Origin of the sequence: Bacillus sp. ISL-4, from assembly GCF_018613275.1 — a bacterium.
GTDB lineage: Bacteria > Bacillota > Bacilli > Bacillales > DSM-1321 > Peribacillus > Peribacillus simplex_E.
Genome location: NZ_JAGGQN010000038.1, coordinates 69,337 through 94,975, shown reverse-complemented (window position 1 = coordinate 94,975; position 25,639 = coordinate 69,337). Strand labels below are relative to the sequence as shown.

Annotated in this window: 25 protein-coding genes and 1 pseudogene; 4 read left to right on the top strand and 22 right to left on the bottom strand. The window is 39.0% G+C overall.

Features of this window, described 5'->3' with window-relative positions; translation table 11 throughout:
- Positions 1 to 311 precede the first annotated feature (311 nt).
- Both J7J00_RS21495 and J7J00_RS21490 read left to right on the top strand, forming a co-directional pair.
- Complete coding sequence (locus tag J7J00_RS21495; protein WP_214794440.1) at positions 312 to 806, top strand: VOC family protein; 495 nt, start codon at positions 312 to 314, stop codon at positions 804 to 806.
- A 235-nt stretch (positions 807 to 1,041) separates the two neighbouring features.
- Positions 1,042 to 1,593: a ribonuclease FAU-1 family protein gene (locus tag J7J00_RS21490; protein WP_214794438.1), complete on the top strand. Its 552-nt coding sequence runs from the start codon at positions 1,042 to 1,044 to the stop codon at positions 1,591 to 1,593.
- A gap of 91 nt (positions 1,594 to 1,684) precedes the next feature.
- Here J7J00_RS21490 and J7J00_RS21485 read toward each other — a convergent pair whose 3' ends face one another.
- A complete protein-coding gene (locus tag J7J00_RS21485; RefSeq protein WP_309487220.1) occupies positions 1,685 to 2,332 on the bottom strand; it encodes a lysozyme family protein in 648 nt (215 codons plus the stop codon).
- Between the two features lie 228 nt (positions 2,333 to 2,560).
- Between J7J00_RS21485 and J7J00_RS21480 the strand changes: the two genes are divergently transcribed.
- A complete protein-coding gene (locus J7J00_RS21480; protein WP_214794436.1) occupies positions 2,561 to 2,716 on the top strand; it encodes a DUF4021 domain-containing protein in 156 nt (51 codons plus the stop codon).
- A gap of 245 nt (positions 2,717 to 2,961) precedes the next feature.
- Here the strand turns inward: J7J00_RS21480 and J7J00_RS21475 are convergent, their stop codons facing one another.
- From J7J00_RS21475 to J7J00_RS21420, 12 genes are all read right to left on the bottom strand, one after another.
- Positions 2,962 to 3,747 (bottom strand): glucose 1-dehydrogenase, encoded by a 786-nt coding sequence (locus tag J7J00_RS21475; protein ID WP_214794434.1) that lies wholly within the window; start codon positions 3,745 to 3,747, stop codon positions 2,962 to 2,964.
- A 51-nt stretch (positions 3,748 to 3,798) separates the two neighbouring features.
- Positions 3,799 to 4,551 (bottom strand): SDR family NAD(P)-dependent oxidoreductase, encoded by a 753-nt coding sequence (locus tag J7J00_RS21470; protein WP_214794431.1) that lies wholly within the window; start codon positions 4,549 to 4,551, stop codon positions 3,799 to 3,801.
- Positions 4,552 to 4,585: 34 nt separating this feature from the next.
- Positions 4,586 to 5,374 carry an SDR family NAD(P)-dependent oxidoreductase gene (locus tag J7J00_RS21465; RefSeq protein WP_214794429.1) on the bottom strand — a complete coding sequence of 263 codons (789 nt, stop codon included), beginning with the start codon at positions 5,372 to 5,374 and terminating at the stop codon, positions 4,586 to 4,588.
- A gap of 113 nt (positions 5,375 to 5,487) precedes the next feature.
- On the bottom strand, positions 5,488 to 6,138 hold the full coding sequence (locus tag J7J00_RS21460; RefSeq protein WP_214794427.1) for a GntR family transcriptional regulator: 651 nt from the start codon (positions 6,136 to 6,138) through the stop codon (positions 5,488 to 5,490).
- Positions 6,139 to 6,374: 236 nt separating this feature from the next.
- Positions 6,375 to 7,172 (bottom strand): DUF2935 domain-containing protein, encoded by a 798-nt coding sequence (locus J7J00_RS21455; RefSeq protein WP_214794425.1) that lies wholly within the window; start codon positions 7,170 to 7,172, stop codon positions 6,375 to 6,377.
- Between the two features lie 406 nt (positions 7,173 to 7,578).
- Entirely contained in the window at positions 7,579 to 7,911 is a 333-nt protein-coding gene (locus J7J00_RS21450; RefSeq protein WP_214794424.1) for an AtuA-related protein, read from the bottom strand.
- A complete protein-coding gene (locus J7J00_RS21445; RefSeq protein WP_214794422.1) occupies positions 7,883 to 9,268 on the bottom strand; it encodes an acyclic terpene utilization AtuA family protein in 1,386 nt (461 codons plus the stop codon). The genes J7J00_RS21450 and J7J00_RS21445 overlap by 29 nt, the downstream gene beginning before the upstream one ends.
- 51 nt (positions 9,269 to 9,319) lie before the next feature.
- Complete coding sequence (locus tag J7J00_RS21440; protein ID WP_214794420.1) at positions 9,320 to 10,183, bottom strand: HpcH/HpaI aldolase/citrate lyase family protein; 864 nt, start codon at positions 10,181 to 10,183, stop codon at positions 9,320 to 9,322.
- A 44-nt stretch (positions 10,184 to 10,227) separates the two neighbouring features.
- On the bottom strand, positions 10,228 to 11,388 hold the full coding sequence (locus J7J00_RS21435) for a CaiB/BaiF CoA transferase family protein (RefSeq protein WP_214794418.1): 1,161 nt from the start codon (positions 11,386 to 11,388) through the stop codon (positions 10,228 to 10,230).
- 38 nt (positions 11,389 to 11,426) lie between these two features.
- Entirely contained in the window at positions 11,427 to 12,728 is a 1,302-nt protein-coding gene (locus J7J00_RS21430; RefSeq protein WP_214794416.1) for a CitMHS family transporter, read from the bottom strand.
- Positions 12,729 to 12,922: 194 nt separating this feature from the next.
- A complete protein-coding gene (locus J7J00_RS21425; RefSeq protein ID WP_214794415.1) occupies positions 12,923 to 13,852 on the bottom strand; it encodes a hydroxymethylglutaryl-CoA lyase in 930 nt (309 codons plus the stop codon).
- A 28-nt stretch (positions 13,853 to 13,880) separates the two neighbouring features.
- Positions 13,881 to 15,119, bottom strand: a complete 1,239-nt coding sequence (locus J7J00_RS21420) for a CaiB/BaiF CoA transferase family protein (RefSeq protein ID WP_214794413.1) — start codon at positions 15,117 to 15,119, stop codon at positions 13,881 to 13,883.
- A gap of 296 nt (positions 15,120 to 15,415) precedes the next feature.
- On the opposite strand from J7J00_RS21420, the gene J7J00_RS21415 reads away from it, so the two are divergent.
- Complete coding sequence (locus J7J00_RS21415) at positions 15,416 to 16,081, top strand: GntR family transcriptional regulator (RefSeq protein ID WP_214794411.1); 666 nt, start codon at positions 15,416 to 15,418, stop codon at positions 16,079 to 16,081.
- A gap of 346 nt (positions 16,082 to 16,427) precedes the next feature.
- Here the strand turns inward: J7J00_RS21415 and J7J00_RS21410 are convergent, their stop codons facing one another.
- The 9 genes and pseudogenes from J7J00_RS21410 to J7J00_RS21370 form a co-directional block, all read right to left on the bottom strand.
- The gene (locus J7J00_RS21410; protein WP_214794409.1) at positions 16,428 to 17,657 is read right to left on the bottom strand and encodes a M20 family metallopeptidase; all 1,230 of its coding nucleotides are present in this window, start codon (positions 17,655 to 17,657) and stop codon (positions 16,428 to 16,430) included.
- A gap of 420 nt (positions 17,658 to 18,077) precedes the next feature.
- A pseudogene (locus J7J00_RS21405) lies at positions 18,078 to 18,554 on the bottom strand (amidohydrolase family protein); the annotation flags it as partial.
- A gap of 49 nt (positions 18,555 to 18,603) precedes the next feature.
- The gene (locus tag J7J00_RS21400; RefSeq protein ID WP_396020594.1) at positions 18,604 to 19,587 is read right to left on the bottom strand and encodes an ABC transporter ATP-binding protein; all 984 of its coding nucleotides are present in this window, start codon (positions 19,585 to 19,587) and stop codon (positions 18,604 to 18,606) included.
- Entirely contained in the window at positions 19,568 to 20,587 is a 1,020-nt protein-coding gene (locus J7J00_RS21395; protein WP_214794406.1) for an ABC transporter ATP-binding protein, read from the bottom strand. Before J7J00_RS21395 ends, J7J00_RS21400 begins: the two co-directional genes overlap by 20 nt.
- A 31-nt stretch (positions 20,588 to 20,618) precedes the next feature.
- Positions 20,619 to 21,524, bottom strand: coding sequence for an ABC transporter permease (locus tag J7J00_RS21390; RefSeq protein ID WP_214794404.1), 906 nt, complete (start codon positions 21,522 to 21,524; stop codon positions 20,619 to 20,621).
- Positions 21,525 to 21,551: 27 nt separating this feature from the next.
- Positions 21,552 to 22,502 carry an ABC transporter permease gene (locus J7J00_RS21385; RefSeq protein ID WP_214794402.1) on the bottom strand — a complete coding sequence of 317 codons (951 nt, stop codon included), beginning with the start codon at positions 22,500 to 22,502 and terminating at the stop codon, positions 21,552 to 21,554.
- A 71-nt stretch (positions 22,503 to 22,573) separates the two neighbouring features.
- Entirely contained in the window at positions 22,574 to 24,148 is a 1,575-nt protein-coding gene (locus J7J00_RS21380; RefSeq protein WP_214794400.1) for an ABC transporter substrate-binding protein, read from the bottom strand.
- Positions 24,149 to 24,197: 49 nt separating this feature from the next.
- Complete coding sequence (locus tag J7J00_RS21375; RefSeq protein WP_214794398.1) at positions 24,198 to 24,479, bottom strand: hypothetical protein; 282 nt, start codon at positions 24,477 to 24,479, stop codon at positions 24,198 to 24,200.
- Between the two features lie 14 nt (positions 24,480 to 24,493).
- Positions 24,494 to 25,627 carry an amidohydrolase gene (locus J7J00_RS21370; RefSeq protein WP_214794397.1) on the bottom strand — a complete coding sequence of 378 codons (1,134 nt, stop codon included), beginning with the start codon at positions 25,625 to 25,627 and terminating at the stop codon, positions 24,494 to 24,496.
- Positions 25,628 to 25,639: the final 12 nt, after the last annotated feature.

Genomic DNA, 25,639 nt, shown 5'->3' with positions numbered 1-25,639 from the left:
AGTTCTATATCCTATTTTATTTCCATCACCAGGGGCAAAGATACTGTAACTAGCATAAGGATATAATTTTTCGTTAACCCTTAGAGGATGCTATATAAAGGTTATTAGTTAAATGATTGGCTAGTAAAAATTGAATTCTCAAACGCTTTTAATTTCACCCTAACCATTACATAATTTTTTAGGTTCCTGATAAATGGTGTATAGTAATAGGGTATTTCAATAATCGAAAAAACTAATTTCTTTTATAACCCCAATAACTGAAGGGTTTAGTTATAAAAGACTTGCTAATATGTAACCGAAAAGGAGAAATTATGAAAAACAAAATTCAAAAAATCACAACCAACTTGTGGTTTGATAATCAAGCTGAAGAGGCGGCAAAGTTCTACACATCCATCTTCGAAAATTCTAAGATCGGTAGAATTACTCGCTATGGAAGAAATCAAATCCACGGGAAGCAAGAAGGGTCAGTGATGACAGTGGAATTTGAATTGGAAGGACAAGCATTCGTAGCATTGAATGGCGGTCCTCAATTCAAATTCACAGAGGCAATATCATTTATCATCAATTGCGAGGATCAAGAAGATGTGGATTATTATTGGGAAAAACTTTCCGAAGGCGGAGACGAAAAAGCGCAAGTGTGCGGTTGGCTGAAAGATCGATTTGGTGTGTCATGGCAAATTGTCCCTGCGGAACTAACCGAGATGGTAAACGACGCCAATCCTGAAAAATCAGAAATGGTTATGAAAGCGTTGCTTCAAATGAAGAAAATTGACATAAAAACTTTAAAGCAAGTGTATAAGGGATAGGATCCAAGAAACAACTATCTTGTAAGATCTGTTTATTCTAGTAAAGTATACGATTTTGAAGTAACTAAAACCTAGTTTCTCGTTATTGTAGGTGTGAAATTAGGTTTTGATATTTGAATTTCCTTAAAGCTGTTAATCCCCATTCCCCTGGCGATCCCCCTATTAGAAAAGAAAAACCTTATTAAGTATAATGAAATAAATGATCTAGATAGTTTTTAAGGGAGAAATAGAAACGATGGACAATATATTTACTCCAGCACTACAGCGTGGCGATAAAATAATAGAAAGAAAAATCCGCTATGACTCCTTAGTTGTGGAATATAATTGTTTGCTGTTAAAAGCACAAAATCAACATGTCGTGCTTTTTCATGAAATCATGGATTCGTTCACGATGAAAGCGGGTCCTATAAAACTAACCATTCCTATAGGCAGTTATACAATTGCTCATTATTGGAAAGACCGTCCTTATAATTTATACATTTGGAGAGATAGCCAAGGGAATTATTTAGGATCCTATTTTAATATTGTAAGGAATACATATATGGAGGATAAGCTGGTTTCCTTTGAGGATTTGATCATTGATATCTTGGTGCTTCCGGGTGGGGCACATTTTATTTTAGACGAGGAAGAGTTACCTGTGCCATTAGAGCACTATGAGAGTGGTTCTGTTAAACAAGCCCTAAACTCTTTACTTGATTCCATTGATATTCTTCTTTCACAAACCATTTCAGAATCCGTGAAACTCTATAAACATAAAGACCTCCTTCCATGGTTGAACAACAAATGACATTGGTTTTGATACTTTGAATTCCACAACAGTGAAACCTTTAGCATGAACAAAAAGCCTACTTCATTCAGTAGGCTTTTTTTGTTCTCCCTCACTCACCATCAGCTTGAGCCGATATACTGTCGGCAAGCTCCTCAATGTTCTTAGATACCTTCGCACTGTATGAATAATCACCGTAGCAATATGGGTATCGAAAATTCTCTTTGTCTCCGCCGCAATCATAAAGGGTAGGGTTTTTTTCGACCTGAAGCATGGAAAACTTCTTCGCAAGCTCCTCAGTATGCTTGCCCCCTTTATTCGCAACGAAATCAATATAACCAATTCCCATGTTATATGCTTGAATGATCGTGGCAAAATCCACGTCCTTTTCATTGCCATATTCATTGATTCTCTTAAAATGTTTCACTCCATACTTAATGCTTTCCGTTGGTTCTGTGATTGTATTTGGATCAAGACCCGCTGACTCAGATGCCTGCATTGGGTCACCGCCCCGTCCTCGGCTTTCCTGCTGCATCAAAGCAATCAATGTCGAAGTATGCTCCTCAAGCCCGTATTTAGCCAACTCGTCTCTGAGAAGTGAACTATACTTTTTCACGTTCGTAAAAGAATCAAGCGTATTTACTGATGTGGAAACATTTTCGGAATTTGGGGTTCGCATGATCTCCTTTATTAGCAAAAATGCAAAGATGAGGATAAAAATGACTAAAACATTCTTTGATTTCTTACGTTTCTTCTTCACAATCTCTCTCCGTTATCTCTAAGTTATATATTTATATCTTAACAAATAGTAAGAGTAATAACTATTTAGAATACCAATTAAATGTTCTTGAAAATGAGATTACTAGCATTGAATTAGTATTTTATCTTTAACTCTTAACTTAACCCGCAAGAAAACTTAAAAATACCTGGTCACTCAGCGTATGTTTTTTCGGATAATGAGACACCCTATTATGTGGAGGTGATAGGTATGGATAGGAAGAATGATAAAGAAGAAGTCCTTGATGATAAAAAGAAAAAAAATAGAACTGAGTTTGGGGCAGATCCTGATGAACAAGAAATGAATGGTCTGTATGGTATGTTGGAAACTGAATATGAAGATAAGCTTCATGATAAAGAAAAATAACGAATGGTTTCTTGGAATTTTGTTAAGCGCCTTGTATGGCGTTTTTTTAATGAGTTCATCTGTTTTGAGCTTCTTGAATCTATTCTAAAGGTTCGCATTTAGGCTATAAACTGATTTTTTACATAAGCAAAAAAAACGAAAACCCAGAAAGTCTTCGTTTTTATCAAATCAAAAAAAGTTTTGGTCTCTCATAAAGGATACGATTAAAAAGGGAGTGACCTAATACTGGCACTCCCTTTACTTAATTAGTATTGTGATGATTGTCCGCCATCAATCGGAATGACTACCCCGTTAATGAACTCTGATTCCCCTGATAATAAGAAAGCGACTAAACGGCCGACTTCTTCAGGTTTACCAAAGCGTTTCTTAGGATTCACACTGACGAAATCCGCCATTGCTTCTTTCCAATTCTCCCCGCCTATTTGCCTGAATGAACCTTCTACCATCGCTGTTAAGATTACTCCTGGTGCAATGGCATTTATGCTGATTCCGTATTGACCATATTCTATGGCAGCTGTTTTTGTTAATCCTGCTACAGCATGTTTACTTGCAACGTACGCAGCTTGGTTGAGCACTGCACGAATTCCGCCTACAGAAGCAACGTTCACCACTGCCCCTGATCCTTGTTCTTTCATGATTGGCAGGATGTATTTCATGCCATAAAATACACCATTAATATTGATGTCCGTTACTTTGTTGAAAACGTTGCTATCGTATTCAGCCGTTGGTGCCTGTTTACCTTCGATACCCGCATTATTATAAAAACCATCGACTCTACCATATTTGCTGACTGTTTGGTCTACATAGTTCTTTACCGCTTCTTCATCTGATACATCTGCAGTGATCAGAAGCACGTCTGAATTTGGTGCAATTTCAAAGATTAATTTTTTTGTTGCTTCCAAAGATGCATCGTTTAAATCAACTAATGAAAGTTTGGCTCCTTCTTTAGCCATTTCCAATGCGGCTGCTTGGCCTAAACCTGATCCTGCACCTGTAATGATTACTACTTTGCCATCGAATCGTTTGCTCATATGTCAAAACTCCTTTTTAAGTTATCTGGAAAATCTATTTGATTATAATGATTATCCCTTAAAGCTTAAGAATCCATCATCAACAGGAATGACTTGTCCATTAATGGCATCCGCTTTTTCAGAGAACAAGAACGTTACAACTTCAGCAACTTTTTCTGGCTGAATCAATTTTTTTCTCATATGAAGTTGTGCCAAACTGTCCAGGAACTCTTGATCATCACCAATGATCGGCGTTTCGATAAAACCTGGTGCAACACCGACAACACGAATCCCATATTGCGCAAGTTCAATTGCTCCTGATTTAGTCATGGCGATGACTGCAGCTTTTGCAGCATGGTAATTAAAGCTGCCAATTGAAACCATCGTCCCATATATTGAAGCTGTATTAACAATCGTTGCGCCTGTTACCCCAAGCTCCACCATCTTCCGTGCTGCATAATACATGCCATAATAAACGCCGTGTTGGTCAACATCAACGACTCTGTGGTAAGACTCTGGATCCATCTCTAAAAATGGTTTTACTAGTCCAATTCCAGCGTTGTTGAAAATTCCGTCGATGGTGCCATGACTGGCAACTGCAGCTTCTACCATCGCTTCCACTTCTTCCGCTTTAGCTACATCCACTTTCACAAAAGAAGCCGTACCTCCCTTTTGTTGAATAGATTCAGCCGTTTCTTTAGCAGCAACATCATTGTAATCAGCCGCTACGACAATAGCCCCCTGTTCAGCTAATTTAAATGCAGTTTCCTTTCCAATTCCGCTGCCTGCTCCTGTAATTACTATGACTTTTCCTTTTAAACTCATGTATTCGTCCCCCTATACTAAAGTTTATTGCTTATCAGATTAAAATGGCCCCGCCGTCGATTACAAGTTCTTGACCCGTAATGTGGCTGGAAAGATCTGATACTAAGTACATCATTAGATTTGCAATTTCCTGCGGCTCAGCATACCGACCATCCGGAGTCGTTGCTTCCAACTGTTTTCTAGCCGCTTCAGCTGCCGCGGAATCACCTTGACCAAATCCGCTTTCAATCGACCGCATCATAGCCGTGTTGACGACACCTGGGCAGACTGCATTCACCCGTACACCGTGGGGAGCAACTTCGACACCAGCAGTTTTCGTCATTCCAAGAACCGCATGTTTACTTGCACCATACGCCACCATGTTTGGCGTTGCGAGTAAACCAGCTCCAGAAGCTGTATTCACGACCGCCCCGCTTTTCTGTTCAATCATATAGGGCAATACATGTTTCAAACCCAAGAAAACGCCGCGTACATTTATTGACATTAATTGATCGAAAACTTCAGTAGGATAATCGACAAGTGGCATGATTTTGCCTTCCCACCCAGCATTATTCAGGAAAATATCGATTTTCCCATAAGAATCTATCGTTTTTTGAACATAATTTTTTATATCGTCTTCATTTGTAACATCGGCTTTAATGAACTTCGCTTCGCCGCCTTTTTCTTTGACTTCATTTACCGTTAACATGCCAGCCTCTTCAGAAAGGTCAACAACAACCACTTTGGCTCCATTTTCTGAAAGTGTAATAGACGCTGCCCGGCCGATACCCCCGCCGCCACCGGTAACAATTGCTACTTTTTCTGTAAAATCAAATGCTTGCATAATATTCTCCCTTTCTCCCTTTGATCTTGGTGAAGATATTCTTATTTGAATACGATTACATCATAACATTACTTTTGTCGATTGTCGACAATTTGGTTTTAGAGTCAAAGACTCTACATCACTCCGCGATTCAGGGCTTCCTGAATTTCATTTTTTGCTTTAACGAAATCACCTTCGAGAATGGCCTCAATAGACATTTTTAATCTGAAATGGAAATTTTCCATCGTTTCTGTATTCCATTGACTTTGGGCAAAAACCATGAGGATATGACTGGCCTCTTCAAAAAATCTTGATAAAGCCTTGTTTTTAGCAATTGATAAAATATATCGAAATATCTGTGTTGCCCTTTTTTGATACTCGATTACATTACCTTTTTCACACTCATCGGTTGCACTTTCCAAATGCTTTCGTAATGATTGCTTATTTTCTGCGTGCCAATTCCCTTGTGAAAATTCAAAGCCCATCTGGATCAGCCCGATCGTAACATCATTATATTCAATGATTTCCTTTTGTGAAAATGGCTTGACGATCGTTCCCCGCCTCGGTATTCTCTCAACAATACCGTCAACCTGCAATAGATAAAGCGCTTCGCGTACAGGTGCACGGCTCGTATTCAATTCTTTGGAAATGTCTTCTTCGACAATTTTCTCTCCAGCTTCTATTTCCCCTTCAATGATTTTTTTTAAAATGTGTTTAGCGATTTGTTGTGGTAACGATTCCCCAAAATAAATGCCATCTGTCAAATTGGAAGTATTTCCAAACATCTTTCAGCACTCCTATACTTCTATAATTAATTGTGGTTCTTTTAGTATAACATAAGGATAGGAATTAACTTCCTTTGTAAAATACATACCATAATGGTAACCAACTAAGAAAAAGAGTATTAACCGTTGTGGAAAAAGCTCAAAAACGCGAGGAATTATACTAATGCTTCTGATTTTGGAATTAAATTCAACAGATATAGAGCCCCTTTTATAGAAAGGGCTCCATGTGTACATTTTTAATCCACAAGCCTAGGTTTCGCTGGATCGCAGTTTGGCTTTTCTGTGTCTGTCGATTCAGCAAGTTTCGTTAAATAATAACATTCTTCACGCCACATATGATCTGCCATTAATGGCGAAAATGTTCCAAGAGCCTGCGCACTGAGGTCAAGCTCCTCCAATTCATGCAGAAAGTGCTGAAAGAATTTAATTTCCAATGTGACGTCCGAATTCATTTTTTCCAATGCTGGAAATGTTGACAGATTGGTTCGTAAAAATCCAGCCATTTCAACAGCTTTTAAATAAAAATCATTAAAATGTTTTTTATATTGGTCACTTTTCTCTTTTAATCTTTTTTCAACATCATCCATATTGGATGATATTGCACCTGCATGCCCTGCTGCATCCAACAGCCAAAGCAAATGGTGATGTAGTTCATGAAAAACCGGCGGCATTTGATTTGAATTGAAGTATTTCAATAATCTTAAATATTCTTCTAATTCGTTCACCATATGATTAATGAATGAAGGTGAAAGATGTATTTTTATTTTACCTACTAGATGTTCTTTAAGTAGGCATAGCTTAAACTCTCGAAACCTTAATGCCTCTTCTTCTGCCATGGCAGTTAGTTGCGAAATCTCTTCTGAATTGGCTTTACCAAGGAGAGTATCAAAAATCCGAATGAATTCTGAGGCAATTTCAATGTTTTCCACTTCAACCGGAGCTAAAGACTCATGGATGAACCTGCCATGGTCTCCTAAGATTTGCAGCCAAAACCGATGCTCGAATCTTGCTGTTTTTTCCAAAAACTCGTTCATTCGCTCTCCCCCATAATTTAAAGTATCGATTGCACTCATGATTTTTTATTCCTTTAAGGATATACATATGAACAAAAAATGAAAAAAAGGTCAGCAAATTTATATTAAATGATTATCATTCTTAAGCGAAAAGAGAAAGGTGCCCTGCACCCTGTTTGCTCATCAACTTATTCTAACCAAGCAGCTATTGAATGCTTCCTCACTAGTCATACCTTACCGAAATAAATCTTAACGTAGCGTTCCAAATGTTTAATTCAAATGATGTATATCAAAGTTTATTACAGCTTATATTAGATCGGATTTCAAAAGAATATCTCCAAGAACTTTTATATAGACTTATATAGTCCCAAAAAATTCGGATACAAAAAACGAGCCCCTGAATAATTGGCTCGCCTTCGTAAGAAAATTAATAATTTGAGTCATTTACATCGGCTTCCATATCGATTTCCATATCCATTAGAGCTGAGCTCAAGCTTTTTCCATGCCGATCCAATGTAAGTGATTTTGTAACGCCTCCGCCTAGTGCGTTTTGCATGACAAAATTCAATGCTCCAATTTTTGGCAGTTCATACCTAACCACTTCACCCTTCACTATTTCATGAAAGTATTCCTTAACCTTTTCTGCTGTTACCTGTTTTTTTACTTTTTCATAATCTTCCATACGATAGACGATGACGGAAACATTTGAAATATTTCCTTTATCCCCTGATCTAGAGTGCGTGACTTGCTTGAGTTTCAATCTTGTCGACCTCCTCGTACGTTACGTTGATTGTAATATCTTCGCTAGGAATAAGAATTGAGGCAATTGACACAACCTCTTGGACACTAACCCGCACACCACCGCCTCCAGCAGGCCCATTAGTATATAGTGCTTCCACCTCTTGGCCAATTAAATTAGCGGCTCTTTTATCAGCAGTCCTGGCTGCCACCCTTAATCGTACCTCCGATAGTCTTTCTCCGTCATACAAAGGTGCCGAAATAGAGGATCCATATAAAGAATTAGAACCAATATGATCGATTCTCATTTCTTGAATTTCAATATTAGCCTGAATCAATCGATGTCTCACTACTTCTTCTGCCAGTCTTGACCTTCCCAAACAACCCGAACCTCCGTAACTAATTTCTGCTTCAACTATGTATCCGTCCAAATAGCCGATGCTCGTTTTATAGTAACCGCTCTTCTTTTTTCCAGACACTCCCTTAATATGCACTTGGTTTGTTTCTTTTTCTATCACTTCTATTTGAGAAAAATCAGCGATAACATCAGGGGTAAGATATCGGGTTGGGTCGTGAATTTCATATACAACCTGTTCCTTTACGGTAGCAGTCGTAACCATGCCTCCCGAATCCTTAAGCTTGGTTAAAAAAAAATCCCCATTTTCCTGTACTTCGGCGATCGGATAACCGACATTCCATAAGTCCGGAACATCCTTATACCCCGGATCTGCGAAATAACCACCGGTCACTTGAGCTGCACACTCGAGTAAATGACCAGCGGCTGTACCCCTACCAAGAAGCTCATAGTCTGTATCCAGCCAACCAAATTCATGCTTGAGTGGTGCAACTACTAATGAAGGATCTGATACCCGGCCCGTAATTACAATGTCTGCCCCTTCCCGCAAAGCGGTAACAATTCCAGAAATTCCGATATAGGCATTTGCAGAAATTATGGAAGACTTCAACTCTTTCAATGGGACTCCGGTTTCAATAATTGTACAATCCATGTACTTCCCAATGCTCGGATATACATCATCCCCACTTACAGCTGCTATTTTTAAATTACTGATGCCTTTTTCCTCTGCTATATTCTTAACAACCTTAGCGGCTGCGAGAGGGTTTGCTGCTCCCATATTGGTGATTAATGTAACATTATTCTCGACACACAGAGATAAGACCTTATCCATACGATACTTCAATAAATGGTTGTACCCCTTATCTGAATTTTTCATTTTCTCCTGCTGTGCAAGGGCAATTGTTCTCTCTGCTAAGCATTCAAAGATGATATAATCCAAATCTCCTTTTTGAATTAATTCCATCGCTGGCTCAATTCGATCGCCTGCGTATCCTGCACCCGAACCAATTCTAATCTTCTTCATAATAAAGTCCTCCCTTCAAGCTCCAGTAGGAATTGGAGCAATACTTGATCGTCACGATTGATATAAATTAACTGATTGAAGGGTACGCTTAGCACGTTCTACAATTGGAAGGTCAATCATTTTCCCTTCAAGCTGCAAAACGCCTTCCCCTTTGGCTAATGCCTGTTCGAACGCTCTTACAATTCCTTCTGCTTCCTCGATTTCTTCAGGGCTAGGGGCGAAGACCTGGTTTACAAGATCGACCTGATCAGGGTGAATGATTAATTTCCCTTGAAATCCAAGCTCCTTAACAAGCTGGGTTTCGGCTAGAAAGCCTTTATGATCTTTAATATCAACAAAAACCGTGTCAATAGGAGGTCCAACTCCCGCAGCCCTGGAAGTAACAACCAATTGGGATCTTGCATAGAGCAATTCTTGGGCATTCTTCGTTATTATTGCATTTATATCGAATGCATAGTCCATGGAACCGAATGCAAGCTGCTGAACTCTCTGACTAGCAGATGCGATTTCAAAAGAATTATATAATCCTAAAGCAGACTCTATTAAAGGTACAATTTTTATTTGGCCTTTATTTAGATTCTTTTTAGATTCCCCTTCAACTAATATATGATCTAAAGACATAATTTCTTCTTTTGTCTCAGCTTTCGGTAATACAATTCCTGTCAAGCCGGAATCGATTAAATCAAGTAAATCATCGTAAAAATATGGTGTGTGGAATCCATTTATTCTGATGAAATTTTCCTTTTCCTGATTCGCTTTGATAAATTTCCTTACTAAATCTCTTGCATCTTTTTTTCCTTCTGGAGAAACAGCATCTTCTAAATCATAAATGAATACATCGGCACATAATTGCTGCACTTTCTTTAATTTCTTTTCATCAGATCCAGGAATGAACATCCATGTCCGAGGAATCATAACTTCACCCCTTTCCATTTTTCCATCATTAGGAAGTTAATGCCTTATATTTTTCCGATGATTTGGTTTTCAAATCCAAACTCCTTTAGTATAGACTCTGTATGCTCGCCAACATCCGGTATAGGATTCATAACTGGCTCCACATCTTCGAAAGTAACAGGGGGGATGAGTGCATTTATTTTTCCGGCAGGTGAATCGACTTCTCGCCAACGTTTCCGGATCTTCAATTGTGGATGGTTGATGAATTCCTCTACCGTATTTAAATGGGCATTCGCAATTTTTGCTTTTTCAAGTTTTTCAATTATCCCACTCGAGTTCATTTTTTGAAAAACAGCGTCAATCATTTCCTTGAGAATACTGCTATTAGAAACTCGTAATGCATTACGCTGAAACTTTCTATCAGTAGTTAATTCAGATTTTTCTAACACATGTGTACAAAAGCTTTCCCACTCCCGCTCATTCTGAATACCAAAGAATACTAATTTTCCATCCCCTGCAAGGAACGGACCATAAGGATAAATCGTTGCGTGATTTGCCCCAGTTCGCTTCGGATCCATCCCACCATACCCAGAATAGTAAAGTGGATATCCCATCCATTCTCCCAACGCCTCCAGCATTGAAACCTCCATCACCTTTCCCTTACCTGTCCTAAAACGGGAAATAAGTGCAGTTAATATACCAGAGTACGCATACATACCTGCTGCAATATCCGCAATCGATATGCCTGTTTTCGATGGAGTGTCTTCTGTTCCAGTAATGGAAACGACTCCCGCCTCACATTGAATGAGTAAATCGTATGCCTTTTTATCCATATAAGGACCAAACGTACCGTAACCTGAAATTCCGCAAATCACAAGTTGAGGATATTTTTCTTTGAGGACAGTGGAACTAAAACCAAGTCGATCAACAGCACCGGGTGCCAGGTTTTGAATGAATACGTCCGCCTCCGAAAGCAGTTTATCCAAAACCAGCTTTGCTCCATCCTGTTTTAGATCAAGCGCCAAGGATTCTTTCGATCGATTGAGCCAGACAAAGTGGCTCGACATTCCGTGAACGGTTGAATCATAGTTTCGTGCAAAGTCTCCAGATCCAGGCCTCTCTACCTTTATCACACGCGCTCCCAAGTCTGCCAATTGGCGAGAAGCAAAGGGAGCTGCCACCGCCTGTTCTAATGATACAACTGTAATTCCCTCAAGAGGTAACATTGAACCACTCCCTAATTTAATTTTTCAACCTGTCTTATTTAAAGAGGTATTGCCCCTGTAAGCAATGCCACGATTGTCATCACGATAGTACTACCAAAAGCCCAGAAAAAAATCTTTTTCTGAAGATCTCCTAAATCGACCTTACATAATCCAATGAGGACAAATACAGACGGATTTAATGGACTCAAGGGAAAACCCGTTGTCCCGTTCCCTAATAAAGCAGCCCTGCCTATTTCTATTGGGTCAACTCCAAAGGCTGCCCCGGCCTCACTTAGGACCGGAAGTAGCCCATAATAAAAGGCATCAGGAGAAAATATTAAACTTAAAGGCATACTGACCACTGCTACTAGGATTGGTAGATGTCCTCCCAGCCAATCCGGTATAGCTGAAACCATAGAAACAGCCATTGCGTCAATCATCTTAGTTCCAGAAAGTATTCCTGTGAAAATACCAGCCGCGAATATTGTAGTACATACCATAACCATGCTTTGGGCATGAGAAGCAATTTGTTCTTGCTGTTTTTTCACGTCGGGAAAGTTCACTAACAAAGCAATGGCGAACGCAACAATGAATAAGACGGGCACTGGAATTATTTCCATTATTAAAGCAACAATCAAAGAAATAGTTAAGATTAAGTTGAACCAATAGAGTTTCGGTAGACTGGAAGACATTTCTAGTGTTGCCGCGATTTCTCCCGATTCCATTGAATCGCCTTTGTTAACCTTAATTATGCCTATTCTTTTACGTTCGCTCATACCAAATATATACGATACAAATACTACCCATACAGCCCCAGCTAACATGGCTGGAATAATGGGATTAAACAATTCAGTGGATTCCGCCCCAAGGGAAACCATTGCCCTAGCCAGCGGCCCTCCCCATGGAATGATATTCATGACACCCGCACCCAACGCTACTACTCCAGCTAAAGTAAGTGAGCTCATGCCGAGCCTTTTATAAATTGGCAACAAAGCCGTGACTGTTATCATAAAAGTTGCTGATCCGTCCCCATCCAAAGCAACTACTAAAGTTATGATAGCCGTGGCCATAACTATTTTGAGAGGATCTCCTTTTGCAAATCGAATTAGGCGGGATATCATTGGGTCAAATAAGCCCCTATCGATCATCAAACCAAAGTACAAAATGGAGAAACCAATCATAATCCCTGTCGGTGTAACTTTTGCAATTCCATCCAACATCATTTTCCCTATTTCCAAACCAAATCCGCCGATAAGTGCAAATATAATCGGCACAAGTGCAAAAGCGATTAAAACAGAAACACGTTTTGACATTACTAAATAAAGAAATGTACCAATCATCAGAAACCCTAAAATAGCCATTCACATATCCCCTTGTAAATGATTTATTTGTAGCCCTTATATCCATTTCAAACGAAAGGATTTGAAGAAAATACCTAAAAATCCTTTCAAACTCTCTGAGAAAACGGTTACATTCCTTGTCATGAAGAGAAATTACAAGTTGCTCTATGGAGGGAGTGATATATATTTATGAAAAAACGCTTAAGAGTTCTGTTTTACAATTTTATTTTGGTGTTATTATCTGGGGAGTATGGATTTGCTATCTTATGGAGGTGGCCAGTCAATGTACGATTCGTCATTTTCTTTATCAGAGTTACACATTGTATTAGTTTATCAAAATCAATACCAGTCTCTATTCCCATTTCATGAAGCATGAATACAAAGTCTTCAGTTGCATCGTTTCCTGCTGCACCCGGCGCAAAGGGACAACCACCTAATCCTCCTATGGAAGTATCAAAAGAAGTGATACCCGCTTGCAATGCTGCTAATGAGTTCGCTTTTGATAAACCATAAGTATCATGGAAATGGGCTGTTATTTTCGCTGAGGGTGATAGGTCCAAGGTTTTACCGAACAATTGATATACTTGCTTAGGATTAGCCCGGCCTATTGTATCGCAAAGCACAATTTCGTCCACCTTCAATTTTTCTAACGTATGAACAAGACCAAGGGTTGTCTCCTCCTGAACGGGACCTTCATATGGGCAATAAAAAGCAGTTGAGATATGGAACCGTATAAACATATTTTCATTTTTAGCCTCCTCTACAACAGAGGATAACTGGAATAAGGACTCTTCAATGGACATCCTTACATTTTTTTTATTAAACGTCTCACTTGCCGCAACAAACAAGGACAGACTGGTTGCCCCTACATCTTTAGCCAAATCAAATCCCCTCTTATTTGGAATCAAGGTCATGTATTGCACATCTTCTCGTTTGTTGATATTTCTAAAAACTTCGGCTCCATCCGCCATTTGTGGTACATGTTTAGGTGAAACGAATGAAGTAGCCTCCATTCTTTTAATTCCCGTCTCACTCAGCGCATGTATCAATTGCAATTTCGAATCAGTTGGAATAAAGATTTTTTCATTTTGAATTCCGTCCCTTGGTCCAGATTCTATAATATCAACACGTTTTGGAAAGTTCATTTTTATTTCATCTCCTCATTTTGTACTGCTATTTTTTCAGCTTAATAGTTTCATGATCTGAAATTACCCCGGAAGCGAGCCACTCATCATATTTATCCTCCGCTAGTTCCAAATCCCCCTTTAACACCTGTTCTGTGTGCTCTCCTAGTTTTGGACCAGCCCAATTAATACTTCCGGGAGTTTTACTCAACTTGGGTACAATGCCTGGAACTTTAAGTTTTCCCAGTCCTTCAACATCCATATTATGGATCATTTCCCTAGCAAGGAAATGTGGATCATGCACCATGTCCTCAACACTATAAATTGATCCTGCGGGTATGTCTGAATCATCAAGTAATACCAAGGCATCAGCTAAATTATGTTGTATCGTCCACCCACCAATTACTTCATCTAGATACTCAGCATTCTGTACACGTCCGTCATTAGATGAGAATTTAAGGTCATCCCTTAAATCTGGTCTTTCGATAACCTCCATAAGCCTCTTGAAAATGCCATCTCCATTTGCCCCGATTACAATGTATTTACCATCCCTGCAAGGATATGTATTCGAAGGTGCAATTCCTGGTAGGGTGCTTCCGGTTCTTTCACGAACCACTCCGTAATGGTCGTACTCTGGAACTGCACTTTCCATTAAACTGAAGATTGATTCATATAGAGCAACGTCAACACATTGTCCTTCTCCACCAGGTTGGTCTCTATGATATACAGCCATTAATGCCCCCATAACAGCATATAATGCAGTTACAGAATCTCCCAAGCTAACCCCGACCCTTGTTGGTGGCCTATCAGGATAACCTGTTAAATAGCGGATACCCCCCATTGCTTCTCCAATGCTTCCAAACCCTGGCTTATTTCGGTACGGTCCGTCTTGGCCATATCCTGATACCCTGACCATAATGATCTTAGGATTAATTTTTTTTAAATCATCATAGCCAAGCCCCCACTTCTCCATAGTCCCGGGTTTGAAGTTTTCAATAATTATATCCACTTCTTTTGCTAATTCCCGAATGATCTCTTGGGCTTCCATTTTGCGTAAGTCCAATGAAATACTTTTTTTGTTCCTGGATTGAACAAACCACCATAAGGATGTGCCCTCATATAGCAATCTCCAATTTCTGATAGGGTCCCCCTTTCCAGGAGGTTCTACTTTTATTACCTCGGCCCCAAAGTCAGCCATTAATCTTCCGGCAAAAGGACCAGCTATCAAACTACCTAATTCCAATACCTTTAATCCATCCAAGGCACCCTGTTTTATATCTTCACCCATGTACATTCACCTCTTTTTATTTTTTCTACCTAGATAAATTACGTTGTAAACGCTTGCTTTCTATAAAAATCAATTCCGTTAAAACGAAAACTTTCCTAATTTTTTGATAATTCTATAATAATTGACAATTATTATAATGTCAACGGTTAACCGTCAACATTTTTTTATGTTATAATTTGAGCTATTAAAGTAGGATTTAAGCTATTATTATTGAAATATATCTATGAACTGTAAAATCCAAATAAATTGACTATTATATATATAGATATAAATTTGTTACATAGGGGGGCAATATTATGAAAGAAATACAAAAAACTGAACTGCTTCATAATCAGGTATATCACATCCTGAAAGGTATGATAATAGACGGTGAATATCAACCTGGAGAGCGTTTGGTCGAAACCAGGGTTGCTGAAAGAATCGGGGTTAGCCGGGGTACAATTAGAGAAGCCTTCCAGATGTTATTGAAAGATTACCTACTCGTTCGTAATGGTAAGGTCATATCTGTTTATAACCCTAGCGTACAAGACATTATTGATGTATATCAATGCCGAATTAGCCTTGAATCCTTAGCTGTTAAATTAGCAACTCAGAATATCACAGATGAGGAATTAAGCAAATTGGTCGAAGTTATAAATGACTCTAAAATAGCCGTGAATATGAATGATACAAAAAAGCTTACACAACTAAATCAGGAATTTCACGATATCATTGATCTTGCTTCCCACAACCACCAATTAATCCAATTATGCGATGTTATCAAGACGAAAATACTATATATAAGAACTAGTATTTTAAAAGTGCATTTTAAAAACTTTTCCGATTTTGTAGATGATCATGAACGGATCCTTCTAGCCATTCAGAATAAAGATCCGGTACAAGCCGAACAGGAAATGCATTCCCATATCGAAAAAAGCTTCAACACAATAAAAGCAACTTTTAAGTCCATCATTGATCAATAAAGGATTTTATTTCTAATTTTTTTAATAGAGAAAAAAAGCAGTACTTTCCTTATTAAGTTTAAAAGATAATAAAAGATCATACATAATAGTAAGGACTAATATGTATGATCTTACATGCAAAAATAAGTATTAAATAAAGTTCAAAAAAATATCAAAATGACAGATGATGCTACTTAGGTATTAATTAACATATCCATCAAATTACTTGGAGCCAGAATGACCTGTAGTGATGTACTGTTTTTTTAGGTTATTATGTCAGATCGTAACAGTAACTGTTAATGTCGTTTACTGAATTGCATTAATCTGATATATGACCTAATTTCAACAGTAATTTTATATCCCTTCATTAAAATGATGATTCTTCATTTAAATAAATAAGGGCGGCAGTCCGATAGATTTCTGTTGTCTCCGCAAGTTCTTCAACATCTACATATTCATTTATTTGGTGTGGTACTTCCCTTTCCCCCGCTCCAATCGTGACAATAGGAATACCAGCCATATGAAGGAATGTCCCATCTGTTGCTCCTGGGACACCGTTATACACCGCTTCTTTTCCCGTAACGATTTGAGCAGCTTTTGCAACAGCTTTGACTACTGGGTTTTCACGATCGGTGATGGTCCATGGACGTTCCTCAATCACTTCCATTTCTGCTTTAAAATCAGGATCATCTTTAGCAAATTTGTCTATTATGTTTTGCAATTGAGATTTTATAACCTTATGTTCTTGTCCAGGTATAGTTCGAATATCCAATGTGGTCATGCATTGATCTGGAACGACATTAATTTGTGCTTCCCCGTGAACAGGTCCCATTAAGATTGTAGGTGTTATGGAGGGCCACCCCAACATATCATGCTTTCCAAGACGTTCTTTCTCAAGAGTTTCTAACTTATCAATTTCGCAGATTATTTTAGCCATACGTGTATTCGGATTGATTCCGCTTAAAGGCATAGCTCCATGAGCCATTTTTCCGTAAACATTAATGGCAATCCGCATGGCCCCCTTTTGTGTAATACAGACTTCATTTTCTTCGGGCTCACAAATGATAGCTCCTGTTACATCTTTTGCCCATCCCTGTTTGATAAAATGCTTAATGCCAATCATCATTCCCTCTTCATCACAAGGAATGCATAAAATAATTTTCCCAGACCAGTATTCCTTATCTCTTAATAAGGAATGGATAGCAGTAATCATACACGACAGATTTCCTTTTGTATCATTTGTCCCTCGGCCATACATTTTTCCATTTACAATTTCCGCTCCAAAAGGATCGTACTTCCAAGCTTCCCGTTCTCCTTCCGTTACCACATCTGTATGTCCTTCGAAAAGTAACGTTTTTCCGGGTCTGCCAGAATCAACAACGCCGATAACATTTGGACGGCCAGCCTCTACTTCTTCAATATATACTTCAATCCCTATATCTCTTAGATAGTTTGCTACATAGTTCGCGACTTTTTCTTCGTTTCCGCCTTCAACTCCGGGGCGATAGACACTTTCAATTTTGACAAGAGACTGAGTAAGTCGGATTACTTCCTCTTTATCTCTTATTCTCCTAGCCTGCATTTGCTGTACACTCATTCGTAAATACTCCCTTTCTATTAGAAATTTTTTCATGATTAGCGGTGATTCACCTTCAATTGAGAAACGTTCGTATACTCGTAATTTTCAAAAAGAAACTGTTAAAAAGTCCTTCGATTGCTTTCCCTTTTTAATTGAATGTTGGTTACACTTGGCTCATTGATTACAATCTAACGGATAGATCGGTCTAATAATTCTTTGATAATTAAAGCTAGCTACCTTACTCGTACTTAATCGTGAATCTACTGAGAATGTCTTTTAACAATGTGCTTAAACCAGCTCGGAAATGCTGTACTGATTTTAATGTGACAACCCGTTATTCATTTAGTTAGGATTTGGACAATATATCATTACTTTCTTTTTGGAATACCGCTTTACCGCCAATAATTCATATCTTTATTTTGATCGGTAGGTAGATGGCTGGTTTCCTCCTACAACCTGACCTGTAGAACTCTTCCTATTAACTGCACCATAAATTCCTAGAAGCGGATTAAACAGTGCGACCGGACTGTCGGAACCTCCAGCCGCTATTATCCCCTTATCAAGGAAATCACGTACTGGATACATATGATTGACTCGTTCTCCGTAACTTTTCATGTAGCCATCACCATATTCAAGGAAGAAAGCAGGATTGGGAATAGGAATAACTTCCAGTTGCCTTATCCGTTCAACTAAATCAGGCCTTGTAATTCCTGCATGTTCGATCCGATGGCGGTGATTCTTTCTTGGATGTTTTTTCAATGCCTCTTCAATACAGTTAAGCATCATTTCAATAGCCCGGTCTCCTTAAGCATGAGCTGTGATCTGAAATCCTTTTTCATGAGCCTCTCCGAGAATCCGGTTAAGTTCCTCCTGGCTAAAATACGATATAACTGAATTTTCTGAATCACCAGTGTATAAAAGTTAGTTTGGGATAATGGTATTTAATTAAAATGATCAAAATAAATTATTGATATAGATGACAGGCTACAAAGTGATTGGACCCTTTTTTTGTGAGTGCCGGTGATAGAACTTTGCAACAATCCATTACATGAGGACATCTCGTATGAAAAATGCATCCCGATGGGGGATTAAAAGGAGACGGTACATCCCCTTTTAAAATAATCCGTTCCTTTTTTAATTTAGGATCGGGAATTGGAACCGCGGACAATAATGCTTGAGTATACGGATGCAATGGATGTGAAAATAGTTCATCTGTTGCAGCCCGTTCTACCATATGTCCTAAATACATAACTCCTATGATGTCAGCTATATGTCGAACGACACTTAAATCATGGGCAATAAAAAGGTAAGAAAGATTTAAGTTATCTTGCAATTCCTGCAACAAGTTTATGACCTGCGACTGAATGGATACATCTAGAGCGGACACTGGTTCATCGCATATTACAATTTTAGGGTTTACCGCTAGTGCTCTAGCAATCCCAATCCTTTGTCTTTGCCCTCCTGAAAATTCATGGGGGTAACGGTAATATTGGTCTTCTCTAAGTCCGACTTTATGAAGTAAGTCCAAGGTTCTTTCCATACGCTCTTTCTTTGACCCCATTTTATGTATCTTCATAGGCTCTTCAATTGCATTCCCTATGGTTTGCTTTGGATCTAAAGAAGAATGAGGATCTTGAAACACCATTTGTATTTCTTGCCTAATTTGCTCGATTTCCTTCCCTTTTAACTTAAATAGGTCTCTTTCCTTAAATATGGCTTGACCCTCTGTAGGTTCCGTTAAACGCATGATAGTTCTTCCTGTTGTACTTTTCCCACAACCCGATTCACCTACAAGCCCAAGCGTTTCTCGTTCATTTAAGGTAAACTCTACATTATTTACAGCTTTAACATGCCCTTTCACTCGGCCAAGAGGTGTATGGATAGGGAAATATTTCCTTAAGTTCTTGACCTGTAAAATCGGAGTTCTTTCATCTGACAGCGTCTGCAATACCTTTTCGCCTCCCCTCTTGTAATACTGTTTCATAATGCCAACAGCGCACTTTATGTCCGTCTTCAATCCCTTTTAATTCAGGTGGTTTTTCTTCACACACACTTGTAGAATACGAACATCTTGGAGCAAAGCGGCACCCTTTGGGAATATCATTAAGAGACGGGACCATCCCTTCAATCACATGCATATTTTTAGAACGGTCCCCATCTAAACGTGGAATGGATTTTAGCAATCCTTTGGTGTATGGATGTAAGGGTTCCGAAAATAAAGATCCTACTTCAGCTTCTTCGATTATTTGGCCTAGATACATTACGACTACACGTGTACAGACCTCAGCAACTACTCCCAAGTCGTGTGTTATCAACATGACTCCCATGTTTAGTTCCTTCTTCAAACCTTGAATCAAGTCCAATATTTGTGCTTGTATAGTGACGTCTAAAGCGGTGGTGGGCTCATCAGCGATTAGTAGATTAGGGTTACAGGCCAATGCCATAGCAATCATTACTCTCTGTCTCATTCCTCCTGATAATTCATGCGGATACTCATTCACCCTTTTTTCTGGAGAAGGAATTCCTGTTAATTTAAGCATTTTTATAGCTCGGGTATAAGCTTCTTCTTTTCCAAGATTTTGATGAATGATGTAAGACTCTGCAATTTGATAGCCAATTGTATATACAGGATTAAGAGAAGTCATCGGATCTTGAAATATCATAGATATTTCGTTTCCACGGATGTGTCTCATTTGATCTTCCCTTAAGGATAGTAAGTTTCTGCCCTTATAGATGAGCTCTCCTTCATATTTAGTCGTGTTTTCATTTAACAATCGTAAAATAGATTCCGAGGTTACACTTTTTCCGCATCCCGACTCTCCAACAATCCCTAGGGTCTCTCCTGAATATATCTCGAACGAAACCCCATTAACTGCGGTAACAGGTCCCTGTTCTGTCATGAACGTCGTTTTCAGGTTTTTGACCTCTAATAAACATTCTTTACCCATAAACGTCCTCCTCATTAATACCGTGTTATTATTATTTCTTTACCTTATTGGTGTGCGGATCGAGTAAATCACGTAGCCCATCACCGAAGAGATTCAAACCCAAAACGGATAAAATAATGAATGCACCTGGAAAAACTGTCATCCACCAAGCATTAAAAATTACGATTTTACCATCAAATAAAATGTTTCCTAGGCTTGGTTCTGGCGCAGGAATACCTGCTCCCAAAAAGCTGAGCGATGCTTCAATTATGACAGACACTCCAAATACGTAGGTGATTTGAACAATCAGAGGAGACATAGTGTTTGGAGCAATATGAAGCCATATAATTCGCCATGAACTGGCCCCTTGTGATCTCAAAGCTTCTATAAAGGTTTGTTCTCTGACTACAATGGCAGCAGAACGAACGACACGCGCGACAGTAGGTGTATTTACAATAGATAACGAAAGAATGACATTAATTATATTTGGCCCTAATGCTGCCATGAGCGCAATGGCCAATAGAATTGCAGGAAATGCCATTAATCCATCACATATCCTCATCAGGATATGATCCAAGGTCCTATAATAAGCTGAGTACAAACCAATTATTGCTCCAATTACCAGTGTTATCGCTGCTACCGTAAGTCCAACGGTCATGGATACCCGAGTGCCATAAACTACCCGGCTAAATATATCCCTGCCAAAGTTATCTGTTCCAAAGAAATGTTCAGCACTCGGTGGGCTAAGACGAGCGGTTACTATCATGTCATAAGGTGTATATACGGTGATCAAAGGTGCAAAAATAGAGATTACACTGAGAATTAAGATAATCACACTTCCTGTAACTACAAGCCGATTTGAAAAATACCTGCGCAGAAGTAATGATTGACGTTCTTTCTTCATATGATTTTTTGAATATAATGGGTCTGTTTTTTGTATAATTGTTTTTGCTTCCATAAATCATTTCCCCTTCAATTCATTTCTTTATTTCCGACTTAACCGTACCCTTGGATCAACCACACCGTACAGTAAATCTACTATTAAATTAATGAATACATAAGCGGCGGAAACGAGCAGAACAGTTCCTTGGAGTACCTCGTAATCTCGCTGCACTATCGAGTTCATTATAAGTTGACCGAGTCCAGGTATATTAAAAACCGTTTCTGTAATTACAGCTCCCGCTACCAATGTCCCAAAGGTTTGTCCAACGACAGTCAATATAGGGATAAAAGCATTTCTCAATGCATGTTTATAAATGATTAATTTTTCTTTTACACCTTTTGATTTTGCGGTTTTAATGTAATTCATGCTGAGTACCTCTAACATAGAGGCCCTTGTCATCCGCGCAATCAAAGCCGCTTGTATGGCCCCAAGAGACAAGGCAGGCAATATTAGATATTCTAGGTGAGCCAATAGCCCATCATCAAGTGGTTTATATCCAGCTACCGGAAACCATTGGAGTTTCACTGCGAAAAATAAAGATAATAATAATGCAAGGAGAAAGCTTGGCAAGGAAATTCCCAACAAAGAACCCACCATGAAAATTTGGTCTGTGCTCGTTCCCCGTTTTTTTGCCGCAATAATTCCCATAGGAATAGCTATAAGTATAGAAATCCCCTGTGCCAATATCGCTAACGAAAGTGTGGGACCTAAGTGATTCATAAATACCTGTAATACTGGTTCCTTCATATAAATAGACATTCCCAAATCGCCTTGCAGAAGGCCAAAGACCCAATTGAAAAATTGTTCGTACATAGGTAGATTTAAACCGAGTTCTTCTCGTAATCTTTCAATGTCATCTTCAGTTGCATCTGCCCCAAGCATTACTGATGCCGGATCTCCTGGTATTAAATGCATAATGAAAAAGACTACAATAGCTACAGTTAATAGAACCGGAATGAGTGATAAGACTCGCTGTAGAATATAGGCTTTCATCAAGTATCTCCTTTCTACAATTAACCCCCTCACAATGTAAAACGTATGAAGGGGAATCTAAACAATTAATTTTATTCTTTAGCGGTCGTATTCCATAAAACAGGTCCAAGGAATTCTTGATATCCTTTGACTTTATCCGCTTTTACGGATATGGAATCATAAACACCAATATTAACAACAGGCATATCTTCCCAAATCACTCTTTGCAATTCATTAAAGGTTTCTTTAGCTTTATCCTGGGAAGGCTGAGCTTTAATTTGATCCAATAGTTTGTCTATTTCAGGGTTATTCGTCCAGCCTGCAAACTTTGCTCTGGAATCCAGGAATGGATATTGGAGAGGGGTTGCACTAACAGGCCAGCTAGTAAAAAACATTTCCCATTGGTCAGGTTTATTTCTGCGATCTAATAGAGTAGACCAATCCACCACGTCTAGCTTTACGTTCATACCGATTTTCTGAAGTTGTTGCTGAACTGCCACGGCCGAATTATAATGTTGTGAATAGTCACGGCTGGTCAGGATTCTTAATTCTTCCCCATTATACCCAGCTTCCTTTAGCAATTGTTTGGCCTTTTCAGTATCTTTAGTTTCATAAATTTCTTTCCCCGTGTCCGTGTACCATAAGCCTTGCTCTTTTAGCATATATCCAGGATCCAGTCTAAAATAGCCATCAGTAACGGCAGCTGTTAAGACGTCTTTTTTATCAATTGCTAAATTCACAGCTTGGCGTGCTTTAACATTTTTCAGGAATCCATTTTGTTTATTAAAAATTAGAGTGTGAATTCCCAAAGGCGCTTGTATGGTTTCGAGACTTGGTACATTTTTAAATTGTGGTGCTGCGTCCCATGGCATCATTACGCTCAAGTCATATTCTCCACTAATCATCCCTGCTACTCGGGTCGAGTTATCAGTGACGAAGTGAAAATATATGTCATCTACAAGAGCTTCCTTTTTACCAGCTAAACCGTCTGCAGGTTGGGATGAAGCCTGATAATCATCAAATTTCTTTAAATGAACGTATTGATTTTGTTTCCACTCTACAAACTCAAAAGGACCTGTTCCGATATATTCTTTGATTCCACTCTTATCAGCCGATTCTATCACCTCTTTGGGCATGATGGCTGCGAATTGTCCCACTTCTGCCAGTACTGGTAATAGAACGATAGAGGGTGTTTCGACATGCAGGATAACTGTATATTCATCTTTAGCTTCCCACTTAGAATTTCCCAGGTTTGCCTTTGCAACGGCACCTTCTTGCCATTTTGTCATGGAAGCAATGACATCCTCCGCCTTCATTTCTTTTCCATTATGGAATTTGACGCCTTTTCTCAAAACAAAAGTAACTTTTTTTCTATCTTTACTAACCTCATAGGATTCAGCAAGCATTGGAGTTACTTCAAATTTAGAATTTAAAGTGACTAGTGTCTCAAATATATGCCTTGCTGGGTCGCGTGTTGCATTTGCTGTTGTCAGGTGTGGATCCAGTGATGTCGGCTGGGCTGGATAGGCCACTTTTAGTGAACCACCTGGTTTGGATGATGAAGAATCAATATTGCTAGAACTATCTGACTTCGAACTGCATCCAACAAGCGCAAGAGTACAAATCAACATGACTATCGAAATGAAAAGATTTTTCTTTACAAACATTTTCTTTCCCCCTTTTATCATACTGTAATTTATATGGATAGATTTATTACTAATGCAGTGGAGGGTTTGTTCCTTCTGGAAGAGGGGTTCTGTAATTACCTTTGGCTTCTATTTCTTTTTCAAATTCTTCTTTTGCCACTTCCAATAGATTCTCATTTTTCATTAAATCGATGACGCTTAATCCTAATATTTTAGAAGCCATTAGCATTCCTTTTTGTCCGATTCCAGAACCTACCGAAGCGGTAAATTGCCAAGAATGGAATGGCGTACCAATAGGCGCACAAGCTGTATTGAATTGAGCAGTCGGAACATTCCATGAAACATCCGCCACATCTGTTGAACCGGCTAAATATCACCTTCATCGTAAGGTTCAACTATCGTGTCATTTAAGTTAAACTCTACTAACTCAAGAGGTGCACCGGATACTCTTACAACAGTCTCCTTTGTTCCTGGTGCAGAGGAAAGGGTCAACTCCTTAGCTAAAGCCCTATCTTTTTCATCAAATGGCGGGGGACCGACTTTTTTCATACTTTGCAGTAAAACTTGACCTAATACTTTATTAGGAAGCATGTTATAACAGCCAGTTAGGAACTGAACCTCATAATCGGTTTCCGTCATTAGAGCAGCACCCTTAGCAATATTTACAATACGATCATACATATCATCCACATCCTGCCTATATGGTGCGCGGATGTAATACCAAATTTGTGCTCTGTCAGGTACAACATTAGGTTCATAACCACCTTGTGTAATGGTAGAGTGAATTCTTGCGCCATCAATAAGATGTTCCCTTAGAAACTGCACGCCCGTATCCATCAACTGAACAGCTTTCAAAGCACTTCTTCCAGACTCAGGATTAGTAGCTGCATGTGAAGCTTTTCCGTGAAAAGTAAACTTTACAGAATTCATGGCTAAAGAACTGCTGCTCCAAAGAGTATTTAATGTACCGGGATGCCAGGTTAAACATAAATCTGCATCTTTAAATATACCTGCACGAACCATGTACACCTTGCCAACTAAGATTTCTTCCGCAGGACAACCAAAAAATTTAATTTTGCCTTTTATACCATCAACTTCCATGGCTTTTTTAGCAGCTAAAGCGGCGCCTACACCAGCGACACCGAAGATGTTGTGCCCGCACCCATGTCCATTACCGCCTTTTTCAACTGGATCCTTTCCCCCGGATACTTTTTGTGAAAGGCCAGGAAGGGCATCATATTCTCCTAAAATACCAATAACGGGTTTTCCGCAACCCCATGTTGCGACAAATGCGGTAGGCATAACTGCAACACCCATTTCAATAGAAAAACCCTGCTTTTCAAGTAACTCTGCTAATAATCTCGAAGACCGGTATTCTTTAAGACCTAGTTCAGCAAAATCCCAAATTTTCTTGGAAGCTTCGATCAATTCAGGGCCCATTTGATTGATCGACTCCATTACTATATCCTCGCTTCTCTTCATTTCGAGGTCGCTACTCATGGATTTCCTCCT